19 protein-coding genes and 3 pseudogenes are annotated in these 26,088 nt (G+C 67.0%); 19 read left to right on the forward strand and 3 right to left on the reverse strand.

Going from position 1 to position 26,088, the window contains the following annotated elements:
• The first annotated feature begins 62 nt into the window (after positions 1 to 62).
• The 13 genes from rplA (at position 63) to ACFY9S_RS09260 (ending at position 18,092) form a co-directional block, all read left to right on the forward strand.
• Positions 63 to 788, forward strand: coding sequence for a 50S ribosomal protein L1 (rplA, locus tag ACFY9S_RS09200; RefSeq protein WP_102909643.1), 726 nt, complete (start codon positions 63 to 65; stop codon positions 786 to 788).
• Between the two features lie 127 nt (positions 789 to 915).
• Positions 916 to 1,776, forward strand: coding sequence for a hypothetical protein (locus ACFY9S_RS09205; protein ID WP_391124794.1), 861 nt, complete (start codon positions 916 to 918; stop codon positions 1,774 to 1,776).
• A gap of 92 nt (positions 1,777 to 1,868) precedes the next feature.
• The gene (locus ACFY9S_RS09210) at positions 1,869 to 2,696 is read left to right on the forward strand and encodes a DUF1396 domain-containing protein (protein ID WP_391124797.1); all 828 of its coding nucleotides are present in this window, start codon (positions 1,869 to 1,871) and stop codon (positions 2,694 to 2,696) included.
• Between the two features lie 308 nt (positions 2,697 to 3,004).
• Positions 3,005 to 3,535 carry a 50S ribosomal protein L10 gene (gene rplJ / locus ACFY9S_RS09215; RefSeq protein ID WP_283973857.1) on the forward strand — a complete coding sequence of 177 codons (531 nt, stop codon included), beginning with the start codon at positions 3,005 to 3,007 and terminating at the stop codon, positions 3,533 to 3,535.
• Between the two features lie 114 nt (positions 3,536 to 3,649).
• Positions 3,650 to 4,033: a 50S ribosomal protein L7/L12 gene (gene rplL, locus ACFY9S_RS09220; RefSeq protein WP_102909639.1), complete on the forward strand. Its 384-nt coding sequence runs from the start codon at positions 3,650 to 3,652 to the stop codon at positions 4,031 to 4,033.
• 569 nt (positions 4,034 to 4,602) lie between these two features.
• Complete coding sequence (gene rpoB, locus ACFY9S_RS09225) at positions 4,603 to 8,088, forward strand: DNA-directed RNA polymerase subunit beta (protein ID WP_391124801.1); 3,486 nt, start codon at positions 4,603 to 4,605, stop codon at positions 8,086 to 8,088.
• Positions 8,089 to 8,191: 103 nt separating this feature from the next.
• Positions 8,192 to 12,115 (forward strand): DNA-directed RNA polymerase subunit beta', encoded by a 3,924-nt coding sequence (locus ACFY9S_RS09230; RefSeq protein WP_391124804.1) that lies wholly within the window; start codon positions 8,192 to 8,194, stop codon positions 12,113 to 12,115.
• A 159-nt stretch (positions 12,116 to 12,274) separates the two neighbouring features.
• A complete protein-coding gene (locus tag ACFY9S_RS09235) occupies positions 12,275 to 12,793 on the forward strand; it encodes a DUF1707 domain-containing protein (protein WP_391124806.1) in 519 nt (172 codons plus the stop codon).
• 320 nt (positions 12,794 to 13,113) lie between these two features.
• The gene (rpsL, locus tag ACFY9S_RS09240) at positions 13,114 to 13,485 is read left to right on the forward strand and encodes a 30S ribosomal protein S12 (RefSeq protein WP_003948652.1); all 372 of its coding nucleotides are present in this window, start codon (positions 13,114 to 13,116) and stop codon (positions 13,483 to 13,485) included.
• Positions 13,486 to 13,487: 2 nt separating this feature from the next.
• Positions 13,488 to 13,958 carry a 30S ribosomal protein S7 gene (gene rpsG, locus ACFY9S_RS09245; protein ID WP_003974303.1) on the forward strand — a complete coding sequence of 157 codons (471 nt, stop codon included), beginning with the start codon at positions 13,488 to 13,490 and terminating at the stop codon, positions 13,956 to 13,958.
• A gap of 39 nt (positions 13,959 to 13,997) precedes the next feature.
• Positions 13,998 to 16,124, forward strand: coding sequence for an elongation factor G (gene fusA, locus ACFY9S_RS09250; RefSeq protein ID WP_102912513.1), 2,127 nt, complete (start codon positions 13,998 to 14,000; stop codon positions 16,122 to 16,124).
• Between the two features lie 156 nt (positions 16,125 to 16,280).
• A complete protein-coding gene (gene tuf, locus ACFY9S_RS09255) occupies positions 16,281 to 17,474 on the forward strand; it encodes an elongation factor Tu (protein WP_030839706.1) in 1,194 nt (397 codons plus the stop codon).
• A gap of 123 nt (positions 17,475 to 17,597) precedes the next feature.
• A complete protein-coding gene (locus ACFY9S_RS09260; protein ID WP_391124811.1) occupies positions 17,598 to 18,092 on the forward strand; it encodes an NUDIX domain-containing protein in 495 nt (164 codons plus the stop codon).
• Here the strand turns inward: ACFY9S_RS09260 and ACFY9S_RS09265 are convergent.
• Positions 17,990 to 18,943 carry a helix-turn-helix domain-containing protein gene (locus ACFY9S_RS09265; protein WP_391124814.1) on the reverse strand — a complete coding sequence of 318 codons (954 nt, stop codon included), beginning with the start codon at positions 18,941 to 18,943 and terminating at the stop codon, positions 17,990 to 17,992. The genes ACFY9S_RS09260 and ACFY9S_RS09265 overlap by 103 nt on opposite strands.
• 214 nt (positions 18,944 to 19,157) lie before the next feature.
• Positions 19,158 to 19,607 (reverse strand): annotated as a pseudogene (locus tag ACFY9S_RS09270) (ATP-binding protein); the annotation flags it as partial.
• Positions 19,608 to 19,762: 155 nt separating this feature from the next.
• Here ACFY9S_RS09270 and ACFY9S_RS09275 point away from each other — a divergent pair.
• The 4 genes and pseudogenes from ACFY9S_RS09275 to ACFY9S_RS09290 form a co-directional block, all read left to right on the forward strand.
• Positions 19,763 to 19,963 (forward strand): annotated as a pseudogene (locus ACFY9S_RS09275) (transcriptional regulator); the annotation flags it as partial.
• Between the two features lie 651 nt (positions 19,964 to 20,614).
• The gene (ltrA, locus tag ACFY9S_RS09280) at positions 20,615 to 22,366 is read left to right on the forward strand and encodes a group II intron reverse transcriptase/maturase (RefSeq protein WP_391124817.1); all 1,752 of its coding nucleotides are present in this window, start codon (positions 20,615 to 20,617) and stop codon (positions 22,364 to 22,366) included.
• Positions 22,367 to 22,442: 76 nt separating this feature from the next.
• Positions 22,443 to 23,119, forward strand: a pseudogene (locus ACFY9S_RS09285) (DUF5753 domain-containing protein); the annotation flags it as partial.
• Between the two features lie 5 nt (positions 23,120 to 23,124).
• Complete coding sequence (locus tag ACFY9S_RS09290; protein WP_391125500.1) at positions 23,125 to 23,325, forward strand: DUF397 domain-containing protein; 201 nt, start codon at positions 23,125 to 23,127, stop codon at positions 23,323 to 23,325.
• Here ACFY9S_RS09290 and ACFY9S_RS09295 read toward each other — a convergent pair.
• Positions 23,322 to 24,707 (reverse strand): S41 family peptidase, encoded by a 1,386-nt coding sequence (locus ACFY9S_RS09295; RefSeq protein WP_391124819.1) that lies wholly within the window; start codon positions 24,705 to 24,707, stop codon positions 23,322 to 23,324. The genes ACFY9S_RS09290 and ACFY9S_RS09295 overlap by 4 nt on opposite strands.
• Positions 24,708 to 24,860: 153 nt before the next feature.
• On the opposite strand from ACFY9S_RS09295, the gene ACFY9S_RS09300 reads away from it, so the two are divergent.
• Complete coding sequence (locus ACFY9S_RS09300) at positions 24,861 to 25,370, forward strand: hypothetical protein (RefSeq protein WP_391124821.1); 510 nt, start codon at positions 24,861 to 24,863, stop codon at positions 25,368 to 25,370.
• A 48-nt stretch (positions 25,371 to 25,418) separates the two neighbouring features.
• Positions 25,419 to 26,066, forward strand: coding sequence for a hypothetical protein (locus ACFY9S_RS09305; protein WP_362050583.1), 648 nt, complete (start codon positions 25,419 to 25,421; stop codon positions 26,064 to 26,066).
• Positions 26,067 to 26,088 lie beyond the last annotated feature (22 nt).

Below are 26,088 nucleotides of genomic sequence, written 5' to 3' on the forward strand. Positions count from 1 at the left end.
AGCAGAAGTGGCAGGGCCTGCTCGGCCCGGACCACGACTCCTAAGAACCCACAGGAGCAGTAGTGAGCAAGCGCAGCAAGTCCCTTCGCGCTGCGGACGCCAAGATCGACCGGGAGAAGCTCTACGCCCCGCTCGAGGCCGTCCGTCTCGCCAAGGACACCTCCACGACCAAGTTCGACGGCACCGTCGAGGTCGCCTTCCGCCTGGGTGTCGACCCGCGCAAGGCCGACCAGATGGTCCGTGGCACCGTGAACCTTCCGCACGGCACCGGCAAGACCGCCCGGGTCCTGGTCTTCGCGACCGGTGACCGTGCTGCGGCCGCGGAGGCCGCGGGCGCCGACATCGTCGGCTCCGACGAACTGATCGACGAGGTGTCGAAGGGCCGCCTGGACTTCGACGCCGTCGTCGCCACCCCGGACCTCATGGGCAAGGTCGGCCGCCTCGGCCGCGTGCTCGGTCCGCGTGGTCTGATGCCGAACCCGAAGACCGGCACCGTCACCCCCGACGTGGTCAAGGCCGTCAACGAGATCAAGGGCGGCAAGATCGAGTTCCGCGTCGACAAGCACTCGAACCTGCACTTCATCATCGGCAAGTCGTCTTTCGACGACACCAAGCTGGTGGAGAACTACGGCGCCGCGCTGGAGGAGATCCTCCGTCTGAAGCCGTCCGCCGCCAAGGGTCGCTACATCAAGAAGGCCGCCATCAGCACCACGATGGGCCCCGGCATTCCGATCGACCCGAACCGCACCCGCAACCTCCTCGTCGAGGAGGACCCGGCCGCGGTCTGAGCCTGACGGCTCACCCAACCGGTCACGGGCCCCGCACCTCTCACAGGTGCGGGGCCCGTTCCCCTTTCCGGTACGTACGCCGGTGGCCTGGGTTAACGTGCGGGAACCGGATACGAACGGGGGACGTATGCAGGGCACGACCGTGCGCCGCGCAGGCCTGGTGGTCGCTGTGGCGACCGCGCTGACGGGGGTGGCCGCCTGCACCTCCCCGGACTCCTCCGACGGCCCCGGCCAGAAGGAGGACCGCGCCGCGCATCGCCGTTCCCTGGCGGCCCTGCGCTCCGCCGAGCGTGCCACCGAGCGCGCCGAGTCCGCCCGGGTCGAGTCCACCACGACCATGGGCGCGCTGATGTCCATGACCGCCGACGGCACCCTCGGCTGGAGCGACGGCGTCACCGGCACCCTCACCATCACGTACACCGGCGGCACCATGGCCGACACCATGCGCCGGCTCGGCACCACCTCGATGGAGGCCCGCTACCTGCCCGACGCGTACTACGCGCGCATGGGCGCGAAGTTCGCCGAGCAGACCGGCGGCAAGCACTGGATCCGGTACGCGTACAACGACCTCGGAGCCCTCACCGGCGGTTCCGGCTCCCACCTCGGCGACCGGATGCGCAGCACCACCCCCAACCAGTCGGTGAAGCTCCTGCTGTCCTCCGGCGATGTCAGGAAGGTCGGCCAGGAGACCGTCCGCGGCCGGAGCGCCACGCACTGGTCCGGCACCGTGACGGCGGCCGACATCGCCGACGCCGGACTGAGGAAGCAGCTCACCGAGGCCGGAGTCACCACCGAGACCGTCGACATCTGGGTCGACCAGCGGAACCTGTTGGTCAAGAAGGTCGAGAAGGCGCGGATGACCACGGGCCTGATGACCCAGACCGCCCACTACGCCGACTACGGCGTCGCGGTCCGGGCCGAGCGGCCCCCGGAGTCCGACACCGGAGACTTCGAGGACCTGATGCGGAAGCGGACCGGCAAGCCCTGAGGCCTCCCTCAATTCGGATAGATCACTTGTGCCCTCTGGGATAGGCTCACTGCCTTGCTGTGAAGCAAGCATGTATTCCTTGGGGGGAATCAATGAGGACATCCATACCCGCCGCCGGGCTGGGCGCTCTGCTGCTCGCCGCCGGCGCTGTCGGCTGCGGTTCCGAGGAGTCGCCGGAGATGACGCCCGCGGCGGCCGTCGCCAAGGCGGCGAAGAACACGGAGGACATCACGTCCCTCCAGTACCGCATGAAGGGCACGGTCCCGGAGTCGGGCCGCGTCACGGGCGAGGCGTCCATGCGCCTGAAGCCCACGATCGCCATGAGCATGAAGATGCAGGCGCCCGATCAGGCCGCCGGTGAATCCGTGGAGATCCGTCTCGTCGACAAGGCCATGTATCTCGGTGGGGGAGCCGAGATGGCCAAGGAGATGGACGGCAAGCGCTGGCTGAAGTTCGATCTCTCCGGCTCCGACGCGGCCAAGGACCTGGACAAGATGGGGTCCACGAGCCAGGCCGAGCAGAACCCGGCAGCGGAGTCCACCTTCCTCACGGGCGCCAAGGACGTGAAGAAGGTCGGCAGCGAGAAGGTCGACGGCGTCGAGACCACCCACTACTCGGGCACGGTCACCCTCGCCGACCTGCGTGCTTCGCTCAAGGACAGCAAGGCGGAGACCCGCAAGCAGCGCGAGAAGAGCATCAAGCAGTACGAGAAGCTCGGCGTCGACAAGCTCACGATGGACATGTGGGTCGACGGCGAGGACCACACCAAGCAGTTCCGCATGAAGGGCCAGGCCGACAAGGGCCCGATGGACATGACCATCACCTTCCTCGACTACAACAAGCCGGTCACCGTCAAGGCACCGCCGGCCGGCGAAGTCGCGGACCTGGGCGAGATGTTCAAGGAGCTGGAGCAGGGCTGAACCGCCCCGCGCTGATCAGCCGTACGGGCGGATTTGCTTGACGGCGATCCGTTCCCGTACTCTCCTACAGAAGCCAAAGACCGCTGGTCGTTACCGCGCGCTCATCAGAGGGCGTGGTGGCCGAAGGATCCGCTGAACGGCGGACGACCCGCGCAGGTGACACTGGAGAAGCTCCCGGAGTCCGCCGCCTCGTGTGTGCGTGAAACCGGTCGAGCTACGCCCCGTGCGCTTGCGCCGGGGCGTTTCGTTTTCCCCAGTCCTCCTTCGGGTCCGCGCGGTCCGAATCACCCGGAAGGAGGCCGAGGCTCATGGCGAGGCCAGACAAGGTCGATGCCGTCGAGGAGATGCGGGAGAAGTTCCGCAACTCCAACGCTGCTGTCGTTACCGCGTACACCGGTCTCACCGTCGCGCAGCTCCAGCAGCTGCGTCGTTCACTCGGTGAGAACGCTCAGTACCGTGTGGCGAAGAACACGCTGACCAAGATTGCGGCCAACGAGGCCGGGATCACGACGCTGGACGACCTCTTTGCGGGTTCGTCGGCCGTCGCCTTCGTGACCGGTGACCCGGTCGAGGCGGCGAAGGGTCTCCGTGACTTCGCCAAGGACAACCCCAGTCTCGTCATCAAGGGCGGCGTCCTTGACGGCAAGGCGATGTCCGCCGATGAGATCAAGAAGCTTGCGGACCTCGAGTCCCGCGAGGTTCTGCTCTCCAAGCTGGCGGGTGCCTTCAAGGGCAAGCAGTCCCAGACTGCTCAGCTCTTCCAGGCGCTTCCCTCGAAGCTCGTCCGCACCGTGGACGCGCTCCGTGCCAAGCAGGACGAGCAGGGCGGTGCCGAGTAACTCGGCTCGCATCCCGGCCGCCGCTGCCTGAACGCGGCGACCGTAGCGGGCCAGACGTACGCCCGCCTCACATGTACATCCGGCACCTGCCGATTTAGTGGAAGGACCGCCATCATGGCGAAGCTCAGCCAGGACGACCTGCTCGCGCAGTTCGAAGAGATGACCCTCATCGAGCTCTCCGAGTTCGTGAAGGCGTTCGAGGAGAAGTTCGACGTCACCGCCGCCGCCGCGGTCGCCGTTGCCGGCCCGGCCGGCCCGGCCGCCCCGGCCGAGGCCGCTGAGGAGCAGGACGAGTTCGACGTCATCCTCACGGGTGCCGGCGACAAGAAGATCCAGGTCATCAAGGTCGTGCGTGAGCTGACCTCCCTGGGTCTGAAGGAGGCCAAGGACCTCGTGGACGGCGCCCCGAAGCCCGTTCTCGAGAAGGTCGCCAAGGACGCCGCCGAGAAGGCCGCCGAGTCCCTCAAGGGCGCCGGCGCCTCCGTCGAGGTCAAGTAACACCTCTCGGATCCGTCAGGATCCGGACACGTCCCACGGGACGTGTAACGCGTAAGCGCGGAAGAGCGATCATCCATCCGGGTGGTCGCTCTTCGGCGTTTTCGGGGGCGGGCCACGGTTACCTTGAAGCCCCGGTGACGGGGGGTATGGTGATCTTCGTCGTGTCTCCGGGCGGCTCCGGATCGGGCAGGGGGGCCTTGACGAACCGCACGCAGCGCGCAATTCTCAGGACGCGTCGTCACAGGATCCGAATCCGAGGCATGGATCGACGACGAAGAGGGCAGTATCAACGTGCGTTGAGGGCAGCGCCGTGTCGCAGGAGTGGAACAACGAGGGTGAACACGGGTTCCAGGACCCGCACTGGACATCAGTGGGCCAAGTGGCTACACTGACCCTTTGCGCTGCCTGTTAGCTGTCCCCTGTCCGTCACCAGGGGTCTGCCCTCGCCCGAGCATCGACGACAAGATCCGTTGACCGGCCTCATCGCCGGACCGACGCAGCTTGTCTCCGTGTACGGGAGAGGGGCCGGTACGCGCGTAGTGAGTCCGAGCCCTCGGAAGGACCCCCTCTTGGCCGCCTCGCGCAACGCCTCGACCGCGAATACGAACAACGCCGCCAGCACTGCCCCGCTGCGCATCTCTTTTGCAAAGATCAAGGAGCCTCTCGAGGTTCCGAACCTGCTCGCGCTGCAGACCGAGAGCTTTGACTGGCTCCTCGGCAACACCGCCTGGCAGAGTCGGGTCGAGGAGGCTCTCGAGAACGGTCAGGACGTCCCCACCAAGTCCGGGCTGGAGGAGATCTTCGAGGAGATCTCTCCGATCGAGGACTTCAGCGGGTCGATGTCGCTGACCTTCCGCGACCACCGCTTCGAGCCGCCGAAGAACTCCATCGACGAGTGCAAGGACCGCGACTTCACATACGCGGCCCCCCTCTTCGTCACCGCGGAGTTCACCAACAACGAGACCGGCGAGATCAAGTCCCAGACGGTCTTCATGGGCGACTTCCCGCTCATGACCGGTAAGGGCACCTTCGTCATCAACGGCACCGAGCGTGTCGTGGTGTCGCAGCTCGTCCGTTCGCCCGGTGTCTACTTCGACTCCTCCATCGACAAGACGTCCGACAAGGACATCTTCTCCGCGAAGATCATCCCGTCCCGGGGTGCCTGGCTGGAGATGGAGATCGACAAGCGCGACATGGTCGGTGTCCGCATCGACCGCAAGCGCAAGCAGTCCGTCACCGTCCTGCTCAAGGCTCTCGGCTGGACCACCGAGCAGATCCTGGAGGAGTTCGGCGAGTACGAGTCCATGCGCGCCACCCTGGAGAAGGACCACACCCAGGGCCAGGACGACGCGCTGCTCGACATCTACCGCAAGCTGCGTCCGGGCGAGCCCCCCACGCGTGAGGCCGCGCAGACGCTGCTGGAGAACCTGTACTTCAACCCCAAGCGCTACGACCTGGCCAAGGTCGGCCGCTACAAGGTCAACAAGAAGCTGGGTGCGGACGCTCCGCTGGACGCGGGCATCCTGACCGTCGAGGACATCATCTCGACGATCAAGTACCTGGTGAAGCTGCACGCGGGCGAGACCGAGACGGTCGGCGACAGTGGTACGAGCATCGTCGTCGAGACCGACGACATCGACCACTTCGGCAACCGCCGCCTGCGCAGCGTCGGCGAGCTCATCCAGAACCAGGTCCGTACGGGTCTGGCGCGTATGGAGCGTGTCGTCCGCGAGCGGATGACGACCCAGGACGTCGAGGCGATCACGCCGCAGACCCTGATCAACATCCGGCCGGTCGTCGCCTCCATCAAGGAGTTCTTCGGCACCAGCCAGCTGTCGCAGTTCATGGACCAGAACAACCCGCTGTCGGGTCTCACCCACAAGCGCCGTCTGTCGGCTCTTGGCCCGGGTGGTCTCTCCCGTGAGCGGGCCGGCTTCGAGGTCCGTGACGTGCACCCCTCGCACTACGGCCGCATGTGCCCGATCGAGACGCCCGAAGGCCCGAACATCGGTCTGATCGGCTCGCTCGCCTCCTACGGCCGGGTCAACGCGTTCGGTTTCGTGGAGACCCCGTACCGCAAGGTGTTCGAGGGCCAGGTCACCGACGAGGTCGACTACCTGACCGCCGACGAGGAGGACCGCTTCGTCATCGCGCAGGCCAACGCGCAGCTGACGGACGACCTCCGCTTCGCCGAGGCCCGGGTGCTGGTCCGCCGTAAGGGCGGCGAGGTCGACTACGTCACCGGCGAAGACGTGGACTACATGGACGTCTCGCCGCGCCAGATGGTGTCGGTCGCGACCGCCATGATCCCCTTCCTGGAGCACGACGACGCCAACCGTGCCCTCATGGGCGCGAACATGATGCGTCAGGCCGTGCCGCTCATCAAGTCCGAGTCCCCGCTCGTCGGCACCGGCATGGAGTACCGCTCCGCGGTCGACGCCGGCGACGTGGTCAAGGCCGAGAAGCCGGGTGTGGTCCAGGAGGTCTCCGCGGACTACATCACCACCGCCAACGACGACGGCACGTACATCACGTACCGCCTGGCCAAGTTCGCCCGCTCCAACCAGGGCACCTCGGTCAACCAGAAGGTCATCGTCAACGAGGGCGACCGGATCATCGAGGGCCAGGTCCTGGCCGACGGTCCGGCCACCCAGAACGGCGAGATGGCGCTGGGCAAGAACCTGCTCGTGGCGTTCATGCCGTGGGAGGGTCACAACTACGAGGACGCGATCATCCTGTCGCAGCGCCTCGTGCAGGACGACGTCCTCTCCTCGATCCACATCGAGGAGCACGAGGTCGACGCCCGTGACACCAAGCTCGGCCCCGAGGAGATCACCCGGGACATCCCGAACGTCTCCGAGGAGGTCCTCGCCGACCTCGACGAGCGCGGCATCATCCGTATCGGTGCCGAGGTCGTCGCCGGCGACATCCTCGTCGGCAAGGTCACGCCCAAGGGCGAGACCGAGCTGACGCCGGAAGAGCGCCTGCTGCGCGCCATCTTCGGTGAGAAGGCCCGTGAGGTCCGTGACACCTCGCTGAAGGTGCCGCACGGCGAGATCGGCAAGGTCATCGGCGTCCGCGTCTTCGACCGCGAGGAGGGCGACGAGCTTCCCCCCGGTGTGAACCAGCTGGTGCGCGTCTACGTCGCGCAGAAGCGCAAGATCACCGACGGTGACAAGCTCGCCGGCCGCCACGGCAACAAGGGCGTCATCTCGAAGATCCTGCCGATCGAGGACATGCCGTTCCTGGAGGACGGCACCCCGGTCGACATCATCCTCAACCCGCTCGGTGTGCCGTCCCGAATGAACCCGGGACAGGTCCTGGAGATCCACCTCGGCTGGCTCGCCAGCCGCGGCTGGGACGTCTCCGGTCTCGCGGACGACTGGGCCCAGCGCCTGCAGGCCATCGAGGCCGACCAGGTCGCCCCGGGCACCAACGTCGCAACCCCCGTCTTCGACGGTGCGCGTGAGGACGAGCTGGCCGGTCTGCTGAACCACACCATCCCGAACCGCGACGGCGAGCGCATGGTGCTCCCGACCGGTAAGGCGCCGCTGTTCGACGGCCGCTCCGGCGAGCCGTTCCCGGAGCCGATCTCGGTCGGCTACATGTACATCCTCAAGCTGCACCACCTGGTCGACGACAAGCTGCACGCCCGCTCGACCGGTCCGTACTCGATGATCACCCAGCAGCCGCTGGGTGGTAAGGCCCAGTTCGGTGGCCAGCGCTTCGGTGAGATGGAGGTGTGGGCGCTGGAGGCTTACGGCGCCGCGTACGCCCTCCAGGAGCTGCTGACCATCAAGTCCGACGACGTGACCGGCCGCGTGAAGGTCTACGAGGCCATCGTCAAGGGCGAGAACATTCCCGAGCCCGGCATCCCCGAGTCCTTCAAGGTGCTCATCAAGGAGATGCAGTCCCTGTGCCTCAACGTGGAGGTGCTGTCCTCGGACGGCATGTCCATCGAGATGCGCGACACCGACGAGGACGTCTTCCGCGCTGCGGAGGAGCTTGGCATCGACCTGTCCCGGCGTGAGCCGAGCAGCGTCGAAGAGGTCTGACGGGAGTCCGGAGGCCTTCACCGCGAGAAGCATGAAGGCCTCCGGCCCCAGGACCCCCGTATCAGACCCCATGACTTACAACCCTGAGAGGGATTGACGCATAGTGCTCGACGTCAACTTCTTCGACGAGCTCCGGATCGGTCTGGCCACCGCTGACGACATCCGTCAGTGGAGCCACGGCGAGGTCAAGAAGCCCGAGACGATCAACTACCGCACGCTCAAGCCCGAAAAGGACGGACTCTTCTGCGAGAAGATCTTCGGTCCGACCCGGGACTGGGAGTGCTACTGCGGCAAGTACAAGCGTGTCCGCTTCAAGGGCATCATCTGTGAGCGGTGTGGCGTCGAGGTCACCCGCGCCAAGGTGCGCCGTGAGCGGATGGGCCACATCGAGCTCGCCGCTCCCGTCACGCACATCTGGTACTTCAAGGGTGTCCCGTCGCGGCTGGGCTACCTGCTCGACCTGGCTCCCAAGGACCTCGAGAAGGTCATCTACTTCGCGGCGTACATGATCACGTACGTCGACGAGGAGCGCCGTACGCGCGACCTGCCCTCGCTGGAGGCCCACGTCTCCGTCGAGCGCCAGCAGGTCGAGCAGCGCCGCGACGCCGACCTGGAGGCCCGGGCCAAGAAGCTCGAGACCGACCTGGCCGAGCTGGAGGCCGAGGGCGCCAAGGCCGACGTGCGCCGCAAGGTGCGCGAGGGTGCCGAGCGTGAGATGAAGCAGCTGCGCGACCGTGCGCAGCGCGAGATCGACCGCCTCGACGAGGTGTGGAACCGCTTCAAGAACCTCAAGGTCCAGGACCTCGAGGGCGACGAGCTGCTCTACCGCGAGCTGCGTGACCGCTTCGGCACGTACTTCGACGGCTCGATGGGTGCCGCGGCGCTGCAGAAGCGCCTGGAGTCCTTCGACCTCGACGAGGAGGCCGAGCGCCTCCGCGAGATCATCCGCACCGGCAAGGGCCAGAAGAAGACCCGTGCGCTCAAGCGCCTCAAGGTCGTCTCCGCGTTCCTGCAGACCAGCAACAGCCCCAAGGGCATGGTGCTGGACTGCGTGCCGGTCATCCCGCCGGACCTCCGCCCGATGGTGCAGCTGGACGGTGGCCGCTTCGCGACCTCCGACCTGAACGACCTGTACCGCCGTGTGATCAACCGGAACAACCGCCTGAAGCGCCTTCTCGACCTCGGTGCGCCCGAGATCATCGTGAACAACGAGAAGCGCATGCTCCAGGAGGCCGTCGACGCGCTGTTCGACAACGGCCGCCGCGGTCGCCCGGTCACCGGTCCCGGTAACCGCCCGTTGAAGTCCCTCAGCGACATGCTGAAGGGCAAGCAGGGCCGCTTCCGTCAGAACCTGCTCGGTAAGCGTGTGGACTACTCCGCGCGTTCCGTGATCGTCGTCGGTCCGCAGCTGAAGCTGCACCAGTGCGGTCTGCCGAAGGCCATGGCGCTGGAGCTCTTCAAGCCGTTCGTGATGAAGCGCCTGGTCGACCTGAACCACGCGCAGAACATCAAGAGCGCCAAGCGCATGGTCGAGCGCGGCCGCACGGTCGTGTACGACGTGCTGGAAGAGGTCATCGCGGAGCACCCGGTTCTGCTGAACCGTGCGCCCACGCTGCACCGCCTCGGCATCCAGGCCTTCGAGCCGCAGCTGGTCGAGGGCAAGGCCATCCAGATCCACCCGCTCGTCTGCACCGCGTTCAACGCGGACTTCGACGGTGACCAGATGGCCGTGCACCTGCCGCTGTCCGCGGAGGCGCAGGCCGAGGCCCGCATCCTGATGCTGTCCTCGAACAACATCCTCAAGCCGGCCGACGGCCGCCCGGTGACGATGCCGACCCAGGACATGGTCCTCGGTCTGTTCTTCCTCACCACCGACGGCGAGATGCGCGACCTCAAGGGCGAGGGCCGTTCCTTCGCCTCGGTCGCCGAGGCGATCATGGCCTTCGACGCGGGCGAGCTCTCGCTCCAGTCGAGGATCGACGTCCGCTTCCCGGTCGGCACCATCCCGCCGCGTGGCTGGACCCCGCCGGCGGGTGAGGAGGGCGGTGCGTCCGAGGGCGGCTCCGCCGCGGGCGCGTGGCAGCAGGGTGACCCCTTCCGGCTGAACACCACGCTGGGCCGCGCGCTCTTCAACGAGCTGCTGCCCGAGGACTACCCGTTCGTCGACTACGAGGTCGGCAAGAAGCAGCTCTCCGAGATCGTCAACGACCTCGCCGAGCGCTACCCGAAGGTCATCGTGGCGGCGACGCTCGACAACCTGAAGGCGTCCGGCTTCTTCTGGGCGACCCGTTCCGGCGTCACCGTGGCCATCTCCGACGTCGTCGTTCCCGAGGCGAAGAAGGAGATCGTCAAGGGCTACGAGGCGCAGGACGAGAAGGTCCAGAAGCAGTACGAGCGCGGTCTGATCACCAAGGACGAGCGCACGCAGGAGCTCATCGCGATCTGGACCAAGGCGACCAATGAGGTCGCCGAGGCGATGAACGACAACTTCCCGAAGACCAACCCGATCTTCATGATGGTGAACTCGGGTGCACGAGGCAACATGATGCAGATGCGTCAGATCGCCGGTATGCGTGGTCTGGTGTCGAACGCGAAGAACGAGACGATCCCGCGTCCGATCAAGGCGTCCTTCCGTGAGGGCCTGTCCGTGCTGGAGTACTTCATCTCCACGCACGGTGCCCGTAAGGGTCTGGCGGACACCGCTCTGCGTACCGCCGACTCGGGTTACCTCACGCGTCGTCTGGTCGACGTCTCCCAGGACGTCATCATCCGCGAGGAGGACTGCGGCACCGAGCGCGGTCTGCGCCTCAAGATCGCGGACCGGAACGCCGAGGGCGGGCTGGTCAAGACCGAGGACGTCGAGACGTCCGTGTACGCGCGCTGCCTCGCCGAGGACATCGTGGTCGACGGTCAGGTGCTGGCCCCGGCCGGCACCGACCTGGGCGACGTCCTCATCGAGGAGCTCGTCCGGCGCGGTGTCGAGGAGGTCAAGACCCGCTCGGTCCTGACCTGCGAGTCCGCCGTCGGTACCTGCGCGATGTGCTACGGCCGTTCGCTGGCCACCGGCAAGCTGGTGGACATCGGTGAGGCGGTCGGCATCATCGCCGCCCAGTCCATCGGTGAGCCCGGTACCCAGCTGACGATGCGTACCTTCCACACCGGTGGTGTGGCCGGTGACGACATCACCCAGGGTCTGCCGCGTGTCGTCGAGCTCTTCGAGGCCCGTACCCCGAAGGGTGTCGCCCCGATCTCCGAGGCCCAGGGCCGCGTGCGGATCGAGGAGACCGAGAAGACCAAGAAGCTCGTCGTCACCCCGGACGACGGCAGCGACGAGACGGCGTTCCCGATCTCGAAGCGTGCCCGTCTCCTGGTCAGCGAGGGCGAGCACGTCGAGGTGGGCCAGAAGCTCACCGTGGGTGCCACCAACCCGCACGACGTGCTGCGCATCCTGGGCCAGCGTGCCGTCCAGGTCCACCTGGTCGGCGAGGTCCAGAAGGTCTACAACTCGCAGGGTGTGTCGATCCACGACAAGCACATCGAGATCATCATCCGGCAGATGCTCCGCCGCGTGACGATCATCGAGTCCGGCGACGCCGAGCTGCTGCCCGGCGAGCTGGTCGAGCGCTCGAAGTTCGAGACCGAGAACCGTCGTGTGGTCCAGGAGGGTGGTCACCCGGCCTCGGGTCGTCCGCAGCTCATGGGTATCACCAAGGCCTCGCTGGCGACGGAATCCTGGCTGTCGGCCGCCTCCTTCCAGGAGACGACCCGAGTTCTGACGGACGCGGCGATCAACGCCAAGTCCGACAGCCTCATCGGCCTCAAGGAGAACGTCATCATCGGTAAGCTCATCCCGGCCGGTACGGGTCTGTCCCGCTACCGCAACATCCGGGTCGAGCCGACCGAGGAGGCCAAGGCCGCGATGTACTCGGCCGTCGGCTACGACGACATCGACTACTCGCCGTTCGGCACGGGCTCCGGCCAGGCCGTTCCGCTGGAGGACTACGACTACGGTCCGTACAACCAGTAAGCGAGTCGCTTGAGTCGAAGGGCGGTCACCCTGCGGGGTGGCCGCCCTTCGGCGTGTCCGCGGTCCGGCCGACACGCGGTGCTTCGCCGTCGACGTACCGGTGCCGGAACCTCCGCTTCGGCGCATCATGGAAGGACTCCGGCACCCGGGAGGTGCGCCGTGTCGCAGCCCTATCCGTCCTGGCAGCCCTGGCAGGGCTCCGGCCCTCCGTCCATGCTCGCGTCGCACGCCGACCGGGAGCGGGCCGTGGACGTGCTCAGAGCCGGGTACGGCGAGGGGCGGATGGAGCAGGGGGAGTTCGAGAGGCGGGTCGGGCGGGCGTACGCTGCGCGGACCGTGGGGGAGCTGGCGCTGCTCGTCGCGGACCTGCCGCAGGGGCCGCTGCCGCAGCCTGCGTCGTTCGGGGCCGTGCCGGCGTCGTTCCTGCCCGTGCCACGGCCGCGGACCAACGGCAAGGCCGTCGCGGCCGGGGTGTGCGGGCTGCTGTGCGTGCCCTCCATGGGACTGACCGGGATCCCGGCCGTCGTGCTGGGGCATGTGGCCCGGGCCGAGATCCGCAGCCGGGGAGAGCTGGGGGACGGGCTCGCGCTGACCGGTCTCGTGCTCGGGTGGTTGTCCACGGCAGGTTGGGCACTCGTTCTGGTGTTGCTGACGGTGGTGTCCGTCGTAGCATCCTGAAGGTGTGCATATCGGACACTCGCCGACGAATTGAAGATCGACAACGCCTGAGGGGCTTGACATGTCCCGCCCGGCGATGCGGGCGGTGCCCATTTGTTTTGACCGCAGCGAATGCGGTAGGTACGCTCAGACCTTGTGCCTGGGGTGTGCCCTGGCTCGCGTGTGTGCCATGAACCGCACGGCGAGCCGATGTCGGCCACTGTGATCCGCGCTTTTTTCTGCCTTGCGGCGGGAGTCCACGGATTCGACACACCCGACCGCGTGGGTCGGAGATGTTCCAGGTTAGCTTCACCATTCGGCACACAGAAACCGGAGAAGTAGTGCCTACGATCCAGCAGCTGGTCCGGAAGGGCCGGCAGGACAAGGTCGAGAAGAACAAGACGCCCGCACTCGAGGGTTCGCCCCAGCGTCGCGGCGTCTGCACGCGTGTGTTCACGACCACCCCGAAGAAGCCGAACTCGGCCCTGCGTAAGGTCGCGCGTGTGCGTCTGACCAGCGGGATCGAGGTCACCGCTTACATTCCGGGTGAGGGACACAACCTGCAGGAGCACTCCATCGTGCTCGTGCGCGGCGGCCGTGTGAAGGACCTGCCGGGTGTTCGCTACAAGATCATCCGCGGCTCGCTCGACACCCAGGGTGTCAAGAACCGCAAGCAGGCCCGCAGCCGCTACGGCGCCAAGAAGGAGAAGTAAGAATGCCTCGTAAGGGCCCCGCCCCGAAGCGCCCGGTCATCATCGACCCGGTCTACGGTTCTCCTCTGGTGACCTCCCTCATCAACAAGGTGCTGCTGAACGGCAAGCGCTCCACCGCCGAGCGCATCGTCTACGGCGCCATGGAGGGTCTGCGTGAGAAGACGGGCAACGACCCGGTCATCACGCTGAAGCGCGCGCTGGAGAACATCAAGCCGACCCTCGAGGTCAAGTCCCGCCGTGTCGGCGGTGCGACGTACCAGGTTCCGATCGAGGTCAAGCCCGGTCGCGCCAACACGCTCGCGCTGCGCTGGCTGGTCGGTTACTCCCGCGCCCGTCGCGAGAAGACCATGACCGAGCGTCTGCTCAACGAGCTTCTCGACGCCTCCAACGGCCTCGGTGCCGCTGTGAAGAAGCGCGAGGACACCCACAAGATGGCCGAGTCCAACAAGGCCTTCGCGCACTACCGCTGGTAGTCGCTACCCACATCGAGACCGAGAGAAGACTGAAGCCTTATGGCTACCACTTCACTTGACCTGGCCAAGGTCCGCAACATCGGGATCATGGCCCACATCGACGCGGGCAAGACGACCACCACCGAGCGGATCCTGTTCTACACGGGCGTGTCGTACAAGATCGGTGAGGTCCACGACGGCGCCGCCACCATGGACTGGATGGAGCAGGAGCAGGAGCGTGGCATCACGATCACCTCTGCTGCGACCACCTGTCACTGGCCGCTCGAGGACAACGACTACACCATCAACATCATCGACACCCCGGGTCACGTCGACTTCACCGTCGAGGTGGAGCGCTCCCTGCGCGTGCTCGACGGTGCCGTGACGGTGTTCGACGGTGTCGCCGGTGTCGAGCCGCAGTCCGAGACGGTGTGGCGTCAGGCCGACCGTTACGGCGTGCCGCGCATCTGCTTCGTCAACAAGCTGGACCGTACCGGCGCCGAGTTCCACCGCTGCGTGGACATGATCTCGGACCGCCTGGGCGCGCAGCCGCTGGTCATGCAGCTGCCGATCGGTGCGGAGGCGGACTTCAAGGGCGTCATCGACCTCGTGACGATGAAGGCCCTGGTCTGGTCGGCCGAGGCGACCAAGGGCGAGATGTACGACACCGTCGACATCCCGGACACCCACGCCGAGGCTGCCGAGGAGTACCGCGGCAAGCTGCTCGAGGCCGTCGCCGAGAACGACGAAGAGCTGATGGAGCTGTACCTGGAGGGCACCGAGCCCACCGTGGAGCAGCTCTACGCCGCGATTCGCCGTATCACGATCGCGTCCGGCAAGAGCGGCGGCACCACCGTCACCCCCGTGTTCTGCGGCACCGCGTTCAAGAACAAGGGCGTTCAGCCCCTGCTCGACGCGGTCGTGCGCTACCTGCCCACCCCGCTTGACGTCGAGGCCATCGAGGGCCACGACGTGAAGGACCCGGAGCAGGTCGTCGTGCGCAAGCCGTCGGAGGACGAGCCCCTCGCCGCGCTCGCGTTCAAGATCATGAGCGACCCGCACCTCGGTAAGCTCACCTTCGTCCGGGTCTACTCGGGCCGCCTGGAGTCCGGCACCGCCGTGCTGAACTCCGTCAAGGGCAAGAAGGAGCGCATCGGCAAGATCTACCGCATGCACGCGAACAAGCGTGAGGAGATCGCCGCGGTGGGCGCCGGCGACATCGTCGCCGTCATGGGCCTGAAGCAGACCACCACCGGTGAGACGCTGTCCGACGACAAGAACCCGGTCATCCTGGAGTCCATGGACTTCCCGGCGCCGGTCATCCAGGTCGCCATCGAGCCCAAGTCGAAGGGCGACCAGGAGAAGCTGGGCGTCGCGATCCAGCGCCTGGCCGAGGAGGACCCGTCCTTCCAGGTCCACTCGGACGAGGAGACCGGCCAGACCATCATCGGTGGCATGGGCGAGCTGCACCTCGAGGTGCTGGTCGACCGTATGCGCCGTGAGTTCAAGGTCGAGGCCAACGTCGGCAAGCCGCAGGTCGCGTACCGCGAGACCATCCGCAAGGCGGTCGAGCGGGTCGACTACACGCACAAGAAGCAGACTGGTGGTACCGGCCAGTTCGCCAAGGTGCAGATCGCGATCGAGCCGATCGAGGGCGGCGACGCCTCGTACGAGTTCGTGAACAAGGTCACCGGTGGCCGTATCCCGAAGGAGTACATCCCTTCGGTGGACGCCGGTGCGCAGGAGGCCATGCAGTTCGGCATCCTCGCGGGCTACGAGATGACGGGCGTCCGCGTCACGCTCATCGACGGTGGCTACCACGAGGTCGACTCCTCCGAGCTCGCGTTCAAGATCGCCGGTTCGCAGGCCTTCAAGGAGGCCGCGCGCAAGGCCAGCCCCGTACTGCTCGAGCCGATGATGGCCGTCGAGGTCACCACGCCCGAGGACTACATGGGTGAGGTCATCGGTGACATCAACTCCCGCCGTGGCCAGATCCAGGCCATGGAGGAGCGGGCCGGTGCCCGCGTCGTGAAGGGCCTCGTGCCCCTCTCGGAGATGTTCGGCTACGTCGGCGACCTGCGCAGCAAGACGTCCGGCCGTGCGAGCTACTCCATGCAGTTCGACTCCTACGCCGAGGTTCCGCGGAACGTCGCCGAGGAGATCATCGCGAAGGCCAAGGGCGAGTAACGCAGAGCGTCTGCACGCCGTAGGCTTGACTCCGGAGCCTTGAGGGGCATTCCGCCGCAATAGCGGTGAGAGTGCCCCGGGGCCCGGGCTTTCCAGCAAAGATCACCTGGCGCCGATGAGTAAGGCGTACCAGAACCACTCCCCAGGAGGACCCCAGTGGCGAAGGCGAAGTTCGAGCGGACTAAGCCGCACGTCAACATCGGCACCATCGGTCACATCGACCACGGTAAGACGACCCTCACGGCCGCCATTACCAAGGTGCTGCACGACGCGTACCCGGACCTGAACGAGGCCTCGGCCTTCGACCAGATCGACAAGGCTCCTGAAGAGCGCCAGCGCGGTATCACCATCTCCATCGCGCACGTCGAGTACCAGACCGAGACGCGTCACTACGCCCACGTCGACTGCCCCGGTCACGCGGACTACATCAAGAACATGATCACGGGTGCGGCGCAGATGGACGGCGCCATCCTCGTGGTCGCCGCCACCGACGGCCCGATGCCGCAGACCAAGGAGCACGTGCTCCTGGCCCGCCAGGTCGGCGTTCCGTACATCGTCGTCGCGCTGAACAAGGCCGACATGGTGGACGACGAGGAGATCCTGGAGCTCGTCGAGCTCGAGGTCCGTGAGCTCCTCTCCGAGTACGAGTTCCCGGGCGACGACCTGCCGGTCGTCAAGGTCTCGGCGCTCAAGGCGCTCGAGGGCGACAAGGAGTGGGGCAACTCCGTCCTCGAGCTCATGAAGGCCGTGGACGAGAACATCCCGCAGCCCGAGCGTGACGTCGACAAGCCGTTCCTCATGCCGATCGAGGACGTCTTCACGATCACCGGTCGCGGTACGGTCGTCACCGGCCGTATCGAGCGTGGTGTCCTCAAGGTCAACGAGACCGTTGACATCGTGGGCATCAAGCAGGAGAAGACCACCACCACGGTCACCGGCATCGAGATGTTCCGGAAGCTCCTCGACGAGGGCCAGGCCGGTGAGAACGTCGGTCTGCTGCTTCGTGGCATCAAGCGCGAGGACGTCGAGCGCGGCCAGGTCATCATCAAGCCGGGCTCGGTCACCCCGCACACCGAGTTCGAGGCGCAGGCCTACATCCTGTCCAAGGACGAGGGTGGCCGCCACACGCCGTTCTTCAACAACTACCGCCCGCAGTTCTACTTCCGTACGACGGACGTGACCGGCGTGGTGACCCTCCCCGAGGGCACCGAGATGGTCATGCCGGGTGACAACACCGAGATGAAGGTGGAGCTCATCCAGCCCGTCGCCATGGAGGAGGGCCTCAAGTTCGCCATCCGTGAGGGTGGCCGGACCGTGGGCGCCGGCCAGGTCACCAAGATCAACAAGTGAGTCTTCGGACTGGCTTGAGGGTCTACTGACCTGAGTGGCTCGAAGGGGCCCGTACGACTTCGGTCGTGCGGGCCCTTTTGCTGTGCCGGTCCGTCCCGTATCCCGTGCGGTTAGCGTGTCCGGGTGCCGTCTGTGAACCTGCGCCATTCAGTCCGCGCGCTCATCCTCGACGAGGACGACCGCATCCTCCTCTGCCGGTTCGCGATTCCGGAGCCGGCGGAAACCGTGGTGTGGGCAGCGCCCGGTGGCGGGATCGAGCCGGGTGAGACACCGCTTGCCGCGTTGCGCCGGGAACTGCTGGAAGAGGTGGGTCTCGCCGTCAGCGCCGATCCGCCGCACGTCTGGCACCAGGAAGTCGTGGCGCCCGGACACGCCGCGGGCTACGACGGCGTCATCAACGACTACTTCCTCGTACGCACTGCCGGTTTCGATCCGCGCGGGACGCTGTCCGACGTCGAGCTCGCCGCGGAGAACATCAGCGGTCTGGAGTGGTGGCACCCGTCCGAAGTGGCCCGTTACGACGGTCCGGACCTGTTCTCTCCGCGTGACCTCTCGACTCCGCTGACGGCCTTGATCACCTCGGGTGTTCCGGTCAGGCCGGTGCGGCTCGGGCTCTGAGCGGACAGCGCGGCGGCTGACCGGCAGTCGCGGCAGTGGCAGGGTTTCGGGGCGCGGAAAGCGCGGTCGCAGCCGTCGCAGGTCTGGAGGGGGTGCCGGGTGGGTGGTGGGGCCGTCGGTGGGGCGAAGGGCGGTGGGGGTGGCAGCTGGGCTGTGAGGCGGTGGGCCAGTAGGGCGGCCGGGCGGTGGAGGGGCTCTCGTGGGAGGTCCGTCGTCAGAGCGTGGCGCACGGCGGCCAGGGGGACGTCGCGCTCCAGCCAGGCGGCGACGCCCGGGGCGAGGTGGGCCGTGTCGCACACGGACAGGAGCAGGCGGGGGTCTTCTCGGCGGAGCCGGCTGAGGAGGTCCGTGGCCTGTTGGAGAAGGGCGGGGGCGGAGCAGGCCGGGCGCGGTACCGCGGGAAGGGGTTTGCCGCCCGGTTGCCTCGTCCGCTTCCTCGGGGCCGGGCGCGAGGTGTCCGTACCGCTGTGACCCGGCTGGTTGCAGGAGGTCGTGCGGGTGATGATCCGGCCGTCCGGGACGCGCTCACGGGTGCGGCGCAGGTAGCCGTGCGCCTCCAGCTCGCGCAGGGCCGAGGCGATGCGGGTCGTGCCCTCCGGGAAGCGGGCGGCCAGGGACTTGATGTCGATGCGGGCGCCCGCCGGGAGCGACTGGATGTGCACCGACAGTCCGATCGCGAGCAGCGACAGCTCCGGGTGCTGGGCCAGGTGGTTGCCGATCACCGTGAAGCGGGTGGTGTGGCGGGCGTTGTCGTGCACCAGGCCTGAGTGGGGGTGCCGCCGGTTCGGGTGCTTCTTTCCGGCAACCCGGGTGTGGGCGTGCGTGGGCACGTTAGGGTTCTGCGTATCCATCGGGAAGCTCCTACTTCCTCGGTGGTCAGGCCCTCGCACTGGGATTGCCGTCCCGGCGGGGGCCGTCGCATGTCTGCGGTTGTGTCGTGACGTGTTGCGCTGAGCGTAGGGCAGACAAGGGGCCTCGAATCCAGCTGAGTTGGTGATGTTCACCCGCGAGGGTGAGGCAGCCCGGCGGCTGGGTGGAGGGGTGGGGCTTGGTGGGGTTCTTTCGCCCTTGTGGTCCTTGGGGGAGGGTGCCTGCGCCGCCGGAGCGTGGGTTTTCGGGCTGCGGTGCGAGGTCGATCTCGGCCCAGACGGTCTTGCGGGGCGGCAGGCCCCGGGTGACGCCTCAGCGGTCGGCGAGTGCGTCGACCAGGAGGAGACCCAGGCCGGGAGGGGCTGTCGGCAAGCGGTCCGCGCGGGTGTCCGTCACCTCGATGCGGAGGGTGTCGGCGACGACGTAGAGGAGCAGGCGGAAGTCGCGGCCGGGGGTTCGGCCGTGTGTCGCCGCGTTGGTCGACAGCTCCGCGATGACCTGCCTTGCCGGGTCCAACGGCAGTCCCCAGGAGCGCAGTTGTTCGGCGGTGAGGAGACGGGCCAGGCGGGCGCCGCGTGGGGTGGCGGAGAGCTGGAGGCTGAAGTTACGGATGGGGGTGCGGAGTTCGGGGGAGTTCTGCTTCACGTCACTCAGCGTGGCCGTCCGCGCTTACCGTGAACAGTGACTCAGCGGATGCGTACGGTGACCGTCCGGAGCTTGTCCGGTGGTGTCCGGGCTGTCGGGGCTGGGCGTGCGGGTAGGCCGCTGGGCACGGTGGTACGACGGCGGAAGGGTGCGGGATGACGGTCGAGGCGGACTCGGGGCGGCTCAAGAGCGAGTCGGACGAGCCGGGTTGGGAGGTGGACCCGGACGACGAGTGGGGCGTCGCGGTCATCGCCACGGTGGGGCGGCAGCTGAAGCTGCGGCGGGAGGCGGTGGGGATGCGTGCCGCAGAGTTCGGGACGGCGGTGGGGTACGGCGAGGACATGGTCTACAAGATGTGCGACCTGAAAGCCGCACAACCGAGCAAGCGTTGGGACGGAGATATCGACGCTTTCGACCTGTGACCAACTGGTCGATTCCCCAGCCAGCGTGCGGAGGAAGTAATTCCTCGGTGCGAAGCCTGGCCAGCAGACCGAAGGCCGAGACGACCACTGGATCGGTACGGGTCGGGGAAAGTCCGGACGGATGAACACAAGTGAACCCTTGATGAGGACTCGTAAAGACCACCCGTCTCAGTGGGAGTTGTCGAGGCGGTACAGGAGCTATCGGGTGAGAACCCCTGCGCGACTTCGGACGTCATCTGGAGTTTCCGGAGTAGGTCACCGCGGCTCTCGGGTCAGAGAGGGCATCCACCCCGGACGTATCTCGTGTGTGTGGAACAGGGAAACCCCGTAGAGGTCCCTCTGGGTAGGCCGGAGGCAACGAAGGCTGAACTCCTCTGCGGGAAAAGGATGGTCCGAGAAGCGAATGCCGTCACGCCGAAAGGCAAGGGGAAAGGTCGGATACAGGGGCTCCACCCTCCGGCTATAACTCGGCGGATACCGGGCTGATGCCCGGGTCCGAAAGGACGCCCAAGCGGACCGGGTGGGTCTTTGAAGTACCGATGACGAATCGAGTTCACGACAGTGCAAGTTGGACAGGGAGGGTGCGTGGACCAGAACAACGGGCAGGTGCCCTTCTGGAACGGAGCTGTCGGCGACGCGGACGCCTGGCATCAGATCGACTGGGGCCGGGTCGACCGTGAAGTAACGAGATTGCGACAGAGGATCTTCAAGGCCGCCCAGGCTGGTGACATGAAGAAGGTTCGAAACCTCCAGAAGCTCATGATGCGGTCGGCCGCGAACACGCTGCTGAGCGTGCGGCGGGTCACCCAGGTGAGCCGGGGGCGGAAAACCTCTGGGGTGGACGGGGAAACGGCGCTGAACCCGAAGCAACGGGGTCGGCTCGCCCGTCATCTCCTGCGGGACGGGGCCACCCGGCCCCGCCCGGTCAAGCGAGTACAGATTCCAAAGGCGAATGGGAAAATGCGCCCACTCGGTATCCCGGTTATCCGGGACCGGGTCCACCAGGCCAGGGTGAAGAACGCCCTGGAACCGGAGTGGGAAGCGCGTTTCGAGGCGCGAAGCTACGGCTTCCGCCCCGGCCGGGGATGTCATGACGCCCTGGCGGCCATCTTCCAGGTGGGCAAGCCTGCCAGCAACCGGAGATGGGTGCTGGACGCCGACCTGTCGGCGGCGTTCGACCGGATCGACCATGCGCACCTGATGCAAGCCATCGGCCGCTTCCCCGCCAGGGATGCGATCGAGGGATGGCTGAAGGCCGGAGTGATGGACAGGGGAGTCTTCGCGCCCACGGTGGAAGGCACCCCGCAAGGAGGAGTCATCAGTCCGCTCCTTCTCAACATTGCTCTGCACGGAATGGAGGAGGCAGCCGGGGTCTCCTGGAAGAAGCAGCGGGGCTCCCGCGTTCTCAAGGAGGACTCCCCGGCACTTGTTCGGTATGCGGACGACTTCGTGGTCATCTGTCACACGGAGCAGGCCGCGCACGAGGCGTACCAACGGCTGAAGGGATGGTTCACGCCCAGAGGGCTGGCCTTCAACGAGGAGAAGACGAAAGTCCGACACCTCACGGATGGCTTTGACTTCCTCGGGTGCACCATCCGGACCTACGCCAACGGCTACACACTTGTGACACCGAGCAAGAACGCGGTAATGAAGGCCAGGGAACGTATCCGGGACATTGCCCGGACGCATCGGGGCAGTCCAGCGGATCGGCTGATTCGCGCGATGAACTCGTTCGTCCGGGGATGGACCATGTACTACCGCCCCTGGAGCTCCAAGAGAGCTTTCAGCGACCTCGATCGGATCATGTTCGGACAGTTGTGGAACTGGGCGAGCAGGCAGCATCGGCGGAAGGGAAAGCAGTGGATCGCGGCCCGGTACTGGGACAAGCGGATTCCCGGGAGTGAGAATCGCTGGATCTTCGGAGAAGGTTCGGTGCACATCAAGCCCGCCGCGATGACCAGTATCGTCCGGCACGTGCCAGTCCTTGGAACCCATTCCAAGGACGATCCGGCGCTGGCCGGCTACTGGGCCGAGCGCGCGGCCAAGCGGACAAAGCTGAGGCTGGAGAACAAGTTCGTCCAGACCCTGGCCGTCCGCCAGAAGGGCCGATGCGCACGGTGCGGCCTCGATCTCGTCGAAGGAGCTGAGTTCGAACCGGACAACGTTCACGACTGGGTGTCCTGGTTCGACGCTGTCCGCCGGACGCTGAACGTGCACCACATCGTGCACCGTAAGCACGGCGGCGGGAACGACCTGAAAAACCTCGAACTCCTGCACTCGCAATGCCACCAGCAGCATCACGCGCTCGAAGGCGCAGATGCGGGCAGGCCCATGTGACCTGCTTGAGCCGTGGTGCGGTGAAAACCGCATGCCCGGTTCTGAGGGGGCCGGGGTCCCAGCAATGGGCCCCGGCTACCCGACCGAGGGCGGGAAGCGGATCCCTCGGCAGGACTGTCTGGTCAGGGCTGATGAGGTTGCTGGGGGCGGGTGGGCTGATTGCGGCGGCCTGGGAGGACGTGAAGAGGGTTCGGTACCCCAAGAGGGTGCGGGAGCTTGCCAAGTTGGAGGGGCAGGCGGTGAAGATCGGGGTGTATGAGTGCAACAGCGTCCATGGCTTGTTGCAGATCCCGGAGCGCGCGCGTGCCTTGTTCGAGGCAGCGCAGCCGCCGTACTCACCGGACGACGTGGAACGGATGGTTGCTGCCCGCATGGCCCGGCAGTCGGTCTTCGCACGTGACCCTGCCCCGTCGGTGCACTACGTCCTGGAGGAGGCGGTGCTGCGTCGACGGGTCGGGGGGCACAATGGTGTGGCGACAGCAGCTCGAACGGCTGTTGGAGGTGGGCCGCTTGCGCAACGTCACCTTTCAGAACATGCCGACCGACACGGATGCTCACCCCGGGGTGGACGGCAAGATCGAGCTGCTGAAGTTCCCGGACGGTACGGCGGTGGGTCGCTCCGACGGAGCGTTCAGCGGACGGCCGACCAGTGATCCGAAGCAGCTCCGCATCCTTGAGCTGCGGTATGGCACCATCCGTGCGCAGGCTCTCTCCCCTCGGGAGTCGCAGGCCTTCATCGAGCAAGTGCTGTGAGAAACCTGATCCGCAACGCTTCTGCCGGGGATACCTCCGAACTGGCCTGGTTCAAGAGCAGCTACAGCAGTGGCACGGACGGCAACTCCTGCGTCGAGATCGCCATAGCCCCCCACACCATCCACGTCCGAGACTCCAAGCACACCGAAGGCCCCCGGCTCGCGCTTGCGCCGGAGGCCTGGTCGGAGTTCCTGGCCTCCTTCTAGCCGTCGTTCCGAAGGACGCTCACCGCGCGGTCGAACGCCGAGTCCCGGTTCTTGGCGAACTCCTCCTTGGTGAACACCGGCTCGGTGATGTGGGGCGGGATGCCGGAGCCGTCGTAGGTGCGGCCCGAGCGGTTCAGGAACTCCTCGTTCGGAAGCCAGGCCGTCATGCCGCCCGGCAGGTTGCGTGCCATGACGTCCGAGAACACGCCCTGGGTGGGCCGGCCGACGCGGATGGTGCCGCCCGGGCGGTCGATGAGGGCCTGGGTGAAGGTCTCGCCCGCGCTGACGGTGGAGCCTCCGGTCAGTACGGCGATCGGGCCGGTGTAGCGGGGCCCGTCGGCCGGTACGACCCTGATGGGCTCGGGGCGGGTGTGCCGGTCCGGGTCGGTGGGGTGGTTGCGGGCGCGCTTGGTGTAGGCGACGTAGGGCGTGTCCGTGAGGCGCTCGGCGATGTGGATGCCGAGGGCGTCGGAGCCGCCACCGTTGATGCGCAGGTCGATGATCAGGCCGTTGAGCCGCCGGGCGCGGTCGCTGGTGAGGATCGTGTCCAGGGCCCTGTCCAGCTCGGCGAGGTGGGCGGGGTAGGGGGAGCCGTCAGGGGCGTATCCGCCGAAGCCGGAGATGCGGAGGTAGCCCTGGCCGGAGGCGCGGCCGGGCAGATCGGCGTAGGTGATCCGGCCGTTGGCGAAGTCCTGGCGGTACGGGGCGTGCTTGAGGTCGCGTTCCGTGATGAACTTCTTGACCTTGGAGTCGAGTTCGGGTGAGGGCGGCTCGGTGCCGGGCCGCACCTGGGCGAAGACCCGCTCCCCGTCCTGGACGGCGACATGGGCGTCGTGGAGCGGCCGCACCATGTCGCTGAAGATGCCGAAGAGTTCCTCGCGGGTGGTGTCCTGGTGCACCTTGGGCCGGTACCGGTCCCTCACGTCCTGCCAGTCGACGCCCTTCGCGGCGAAGAAGGGGTAGTTCTCGGCGAAGGAGTGCCAGAAGACGTCGAAGGCGGCGCGGGGGTCCTTCGGGACGGGCCGAGTGCAGTCGGCCGGCAGTTCGTGGATCCGCTGCAGCGTGCGGTGTCCGACCGAGGTGTCGGCGCCGAGGGTGGCGCGGTCCCGGCTCGGGCCGGGGCGGACGGTCAGTGTGGTGCCGTCGGGGGTCGCGTAGGTGCCGGGGGCGGTCCGGCGGGCCGTGTCGCCCTTGAGGCAGCTGACGGACGTCCTCTGGAACTCCTGGAGGGTGTCGCCGTCGAGGGAGAGGACGGTGCCGTAGCCGTCCATGCGCCACAGGCCGTCGGTGCTCGGCTTGCCGGAGGTGGCGGCGGCTGTGGCGGGCACTGCGGCGGTTGCGGCGAGGGCCAGGGTGAGGACGGTGGCGGTGGCGGCGCGCATGATGAATCCCCCGGTCATGTGGTTCGGTCGTGTGCCGGTCGTGTGCCCTACGGTGCCTGGGGGAGTGGGGAGCGGACCATCCGGTGGGCTGGTGGGCCGGGGTGGGGGCAGCCCCCGGAAACGGTTAGGCCGACGGGGTTGTAACACTGGGGCATGACTTCCGAACCCGTTTGCGAAGGCCTCGACTTGGATGCCATCGAGGAGGCGTGCGCGGCGCCGGGCCCCGCCTTCGTCGCCATGGCGAGAGAGGCGGTGCCGCGTCTCGTGGCGGAGGTCAGGCGCCTGCGGTGGCTCGTCGAGTACGGGGCATGTCCCACGGCCGGCACCACGGGCACGGAGTTCGTGCTTCCGCTCGACGACGAGATGCTTGCCTGCTTCCGCGAGATGACGGACGTACTGGTGGAGCGGATCGGTATCTCCCGCGCGGAGGCGGTTGCCAGGATCAACGCGATGTACGGAACGCGGGAGTCGGCCGCGTGGGGCGTGGAGCTGATGGGCCACGAACTGCCGGAGTACTGGGCGTACGGGACGTACTACAGCCCCGATCACCGGAAACGCCTCCCGGTTGGAGATCCGCAGGTGGACGCGGACATCGACTTCGGCACCCATCCCGTACGCCCGGCACCTCCGAAGGACTCACCGTTCTGGACGCTGGAGGAGTAGTGGCACGATGTGCGCACACGTGATCGAGCGAACGGGGAGACCGGCGTCATGGCCCGCTACATGGAGACACTGACCGTCGAGCGGGGCGGTTTCCGGATCAAGGTGCCGGAGTCCTGGTGGGAGTTCGACGTACGGCCGGAGTCGCGGGACGACTCGATCCGGCGGATGGTGAGCGAGCGCGTACGGCAGCGCCCGGAACTGGAGCAGTACCGGGACGCGTACGTCGACTTCCTCCAGAAGGCCGCCGCGGATGCCTGGAAGTCGGGCGCGATGTACTGCGGCTGCATGGCGGAGAGCTTCGGCGGGGACACGCCGATCACGGGTTCAGTGACCGTCTCTCTCGTCGGCGGCCGAAACGAGCGGGGTGAGCCGCTGTCGAACGACCCGGCCGTCATCGCGAGTCAGCTCGCGGTCAAGGAGGCGAAGCGGGAGGGCGACTCGTGGCGGAAGGTCACGACCGTCGAGATCCCGGGCGTCGGCCCGGCCGCGCGCACGTACGGCATCGAGGACATCGCCGTGCCGGGCGACGCGCTCAACCGCACCATCCGCGCAGTGCTGATGCAGACGTACATCCCCGTGCCGGGCCAGGAGGGCAAGGTCGCTCTGGTCGCCGGCAGCAGCCAGGTCCTCGACCTCGCGGACTCCTTCTTCGACATCTTCGACGCGATCACGTCGACGTTCCGGTTCACGGGATGATCCTGTTGCTGCAAGCACTGAA

The sequence above is a fragment of the Streptomyces sp. NPDC012474 genome (genome assembly GCF_042955185.1).
GTDB lineage: Bacteria > Actinomycetota > Actinomycetes > Streptomycetales > Streptomycetaceae > Streptomyces > Streptomyces cahuitamycinicus.

Excerpts from the sequence above, each read along its gene's own strand:
- ACFY9S_RS09300 (WP_391124821.1), top strand. The coding sequence starts at position 24,861 with ATGACTTCCGAACCCGTTTGCGAAGGCCTCGACTTGGATGCCATCGAG.
- ACFY9S_RS09210 (WP_391124797.1), top strand. The coding sequence starts at position 1,869 with ATGAGGACATCCATACCCGCCGCCGGGCTGGGCGCTCTGCTGCTCGCC.
- ACFY9S_RS09305 (WP_362050583.1), top strand. The coding sequence starts at position 25,419 with ATGGCCCGCTACATGGAGACACTGACCGTCGAGCGGGGCGGTTTCCGG.
- rplL (WP_102909639.1), top strand. The coding sequence starts at position 3,650 with ATGGCGAAGCTCAGCCAGGACGACCTGCTCGCGCAGTTCGAAGAGATG.
- ACFY9S_RS09295 (WP_391124819.1), bottom strand. The coding sequence starts at position 24,707 with ATGCGCGCCGCCACCGCCACCGTCCTCACCCTGGCCCTCGCCGCAACC.
- ACFY9S_RS09205 (WP_391124794.1), top strand. The coding sequence starts at position 916 with ATGCAGGGCACGACCGTGCGCCGCGCAGGCCTGGTGGTCGCTGTGGCG.
- rpsG (WP_003974303.1), top strand. The coding sequence starts at position 13,488 with ATGCCTCGTAAGGGCCCCGCCCCGAAGCGCCCGGTCATCATCGACCCG.
- fusA (WP_102912513.1), top strand. The coding sequence starts at position 13,998 with ATGGCTACCACTTCACTTGACCTGGCCAAGGTCCGCAACATCGGGATC.
- rplJ (WP_283973857.1), top strand. The coding sequence starts at position 3,005 with ATGGCGAGGCCAGACAAGGTCGATGCCGTCGAGGAGATGCGGGAGAAG.
- ACFY9S_RS09265 (WP_391124814.1), bottom strand. The coding sequence starts at position 18,943 with ATGGATACGCAGAACCCTAACGTGCCCACGCACGCCCACACCCGGGTT.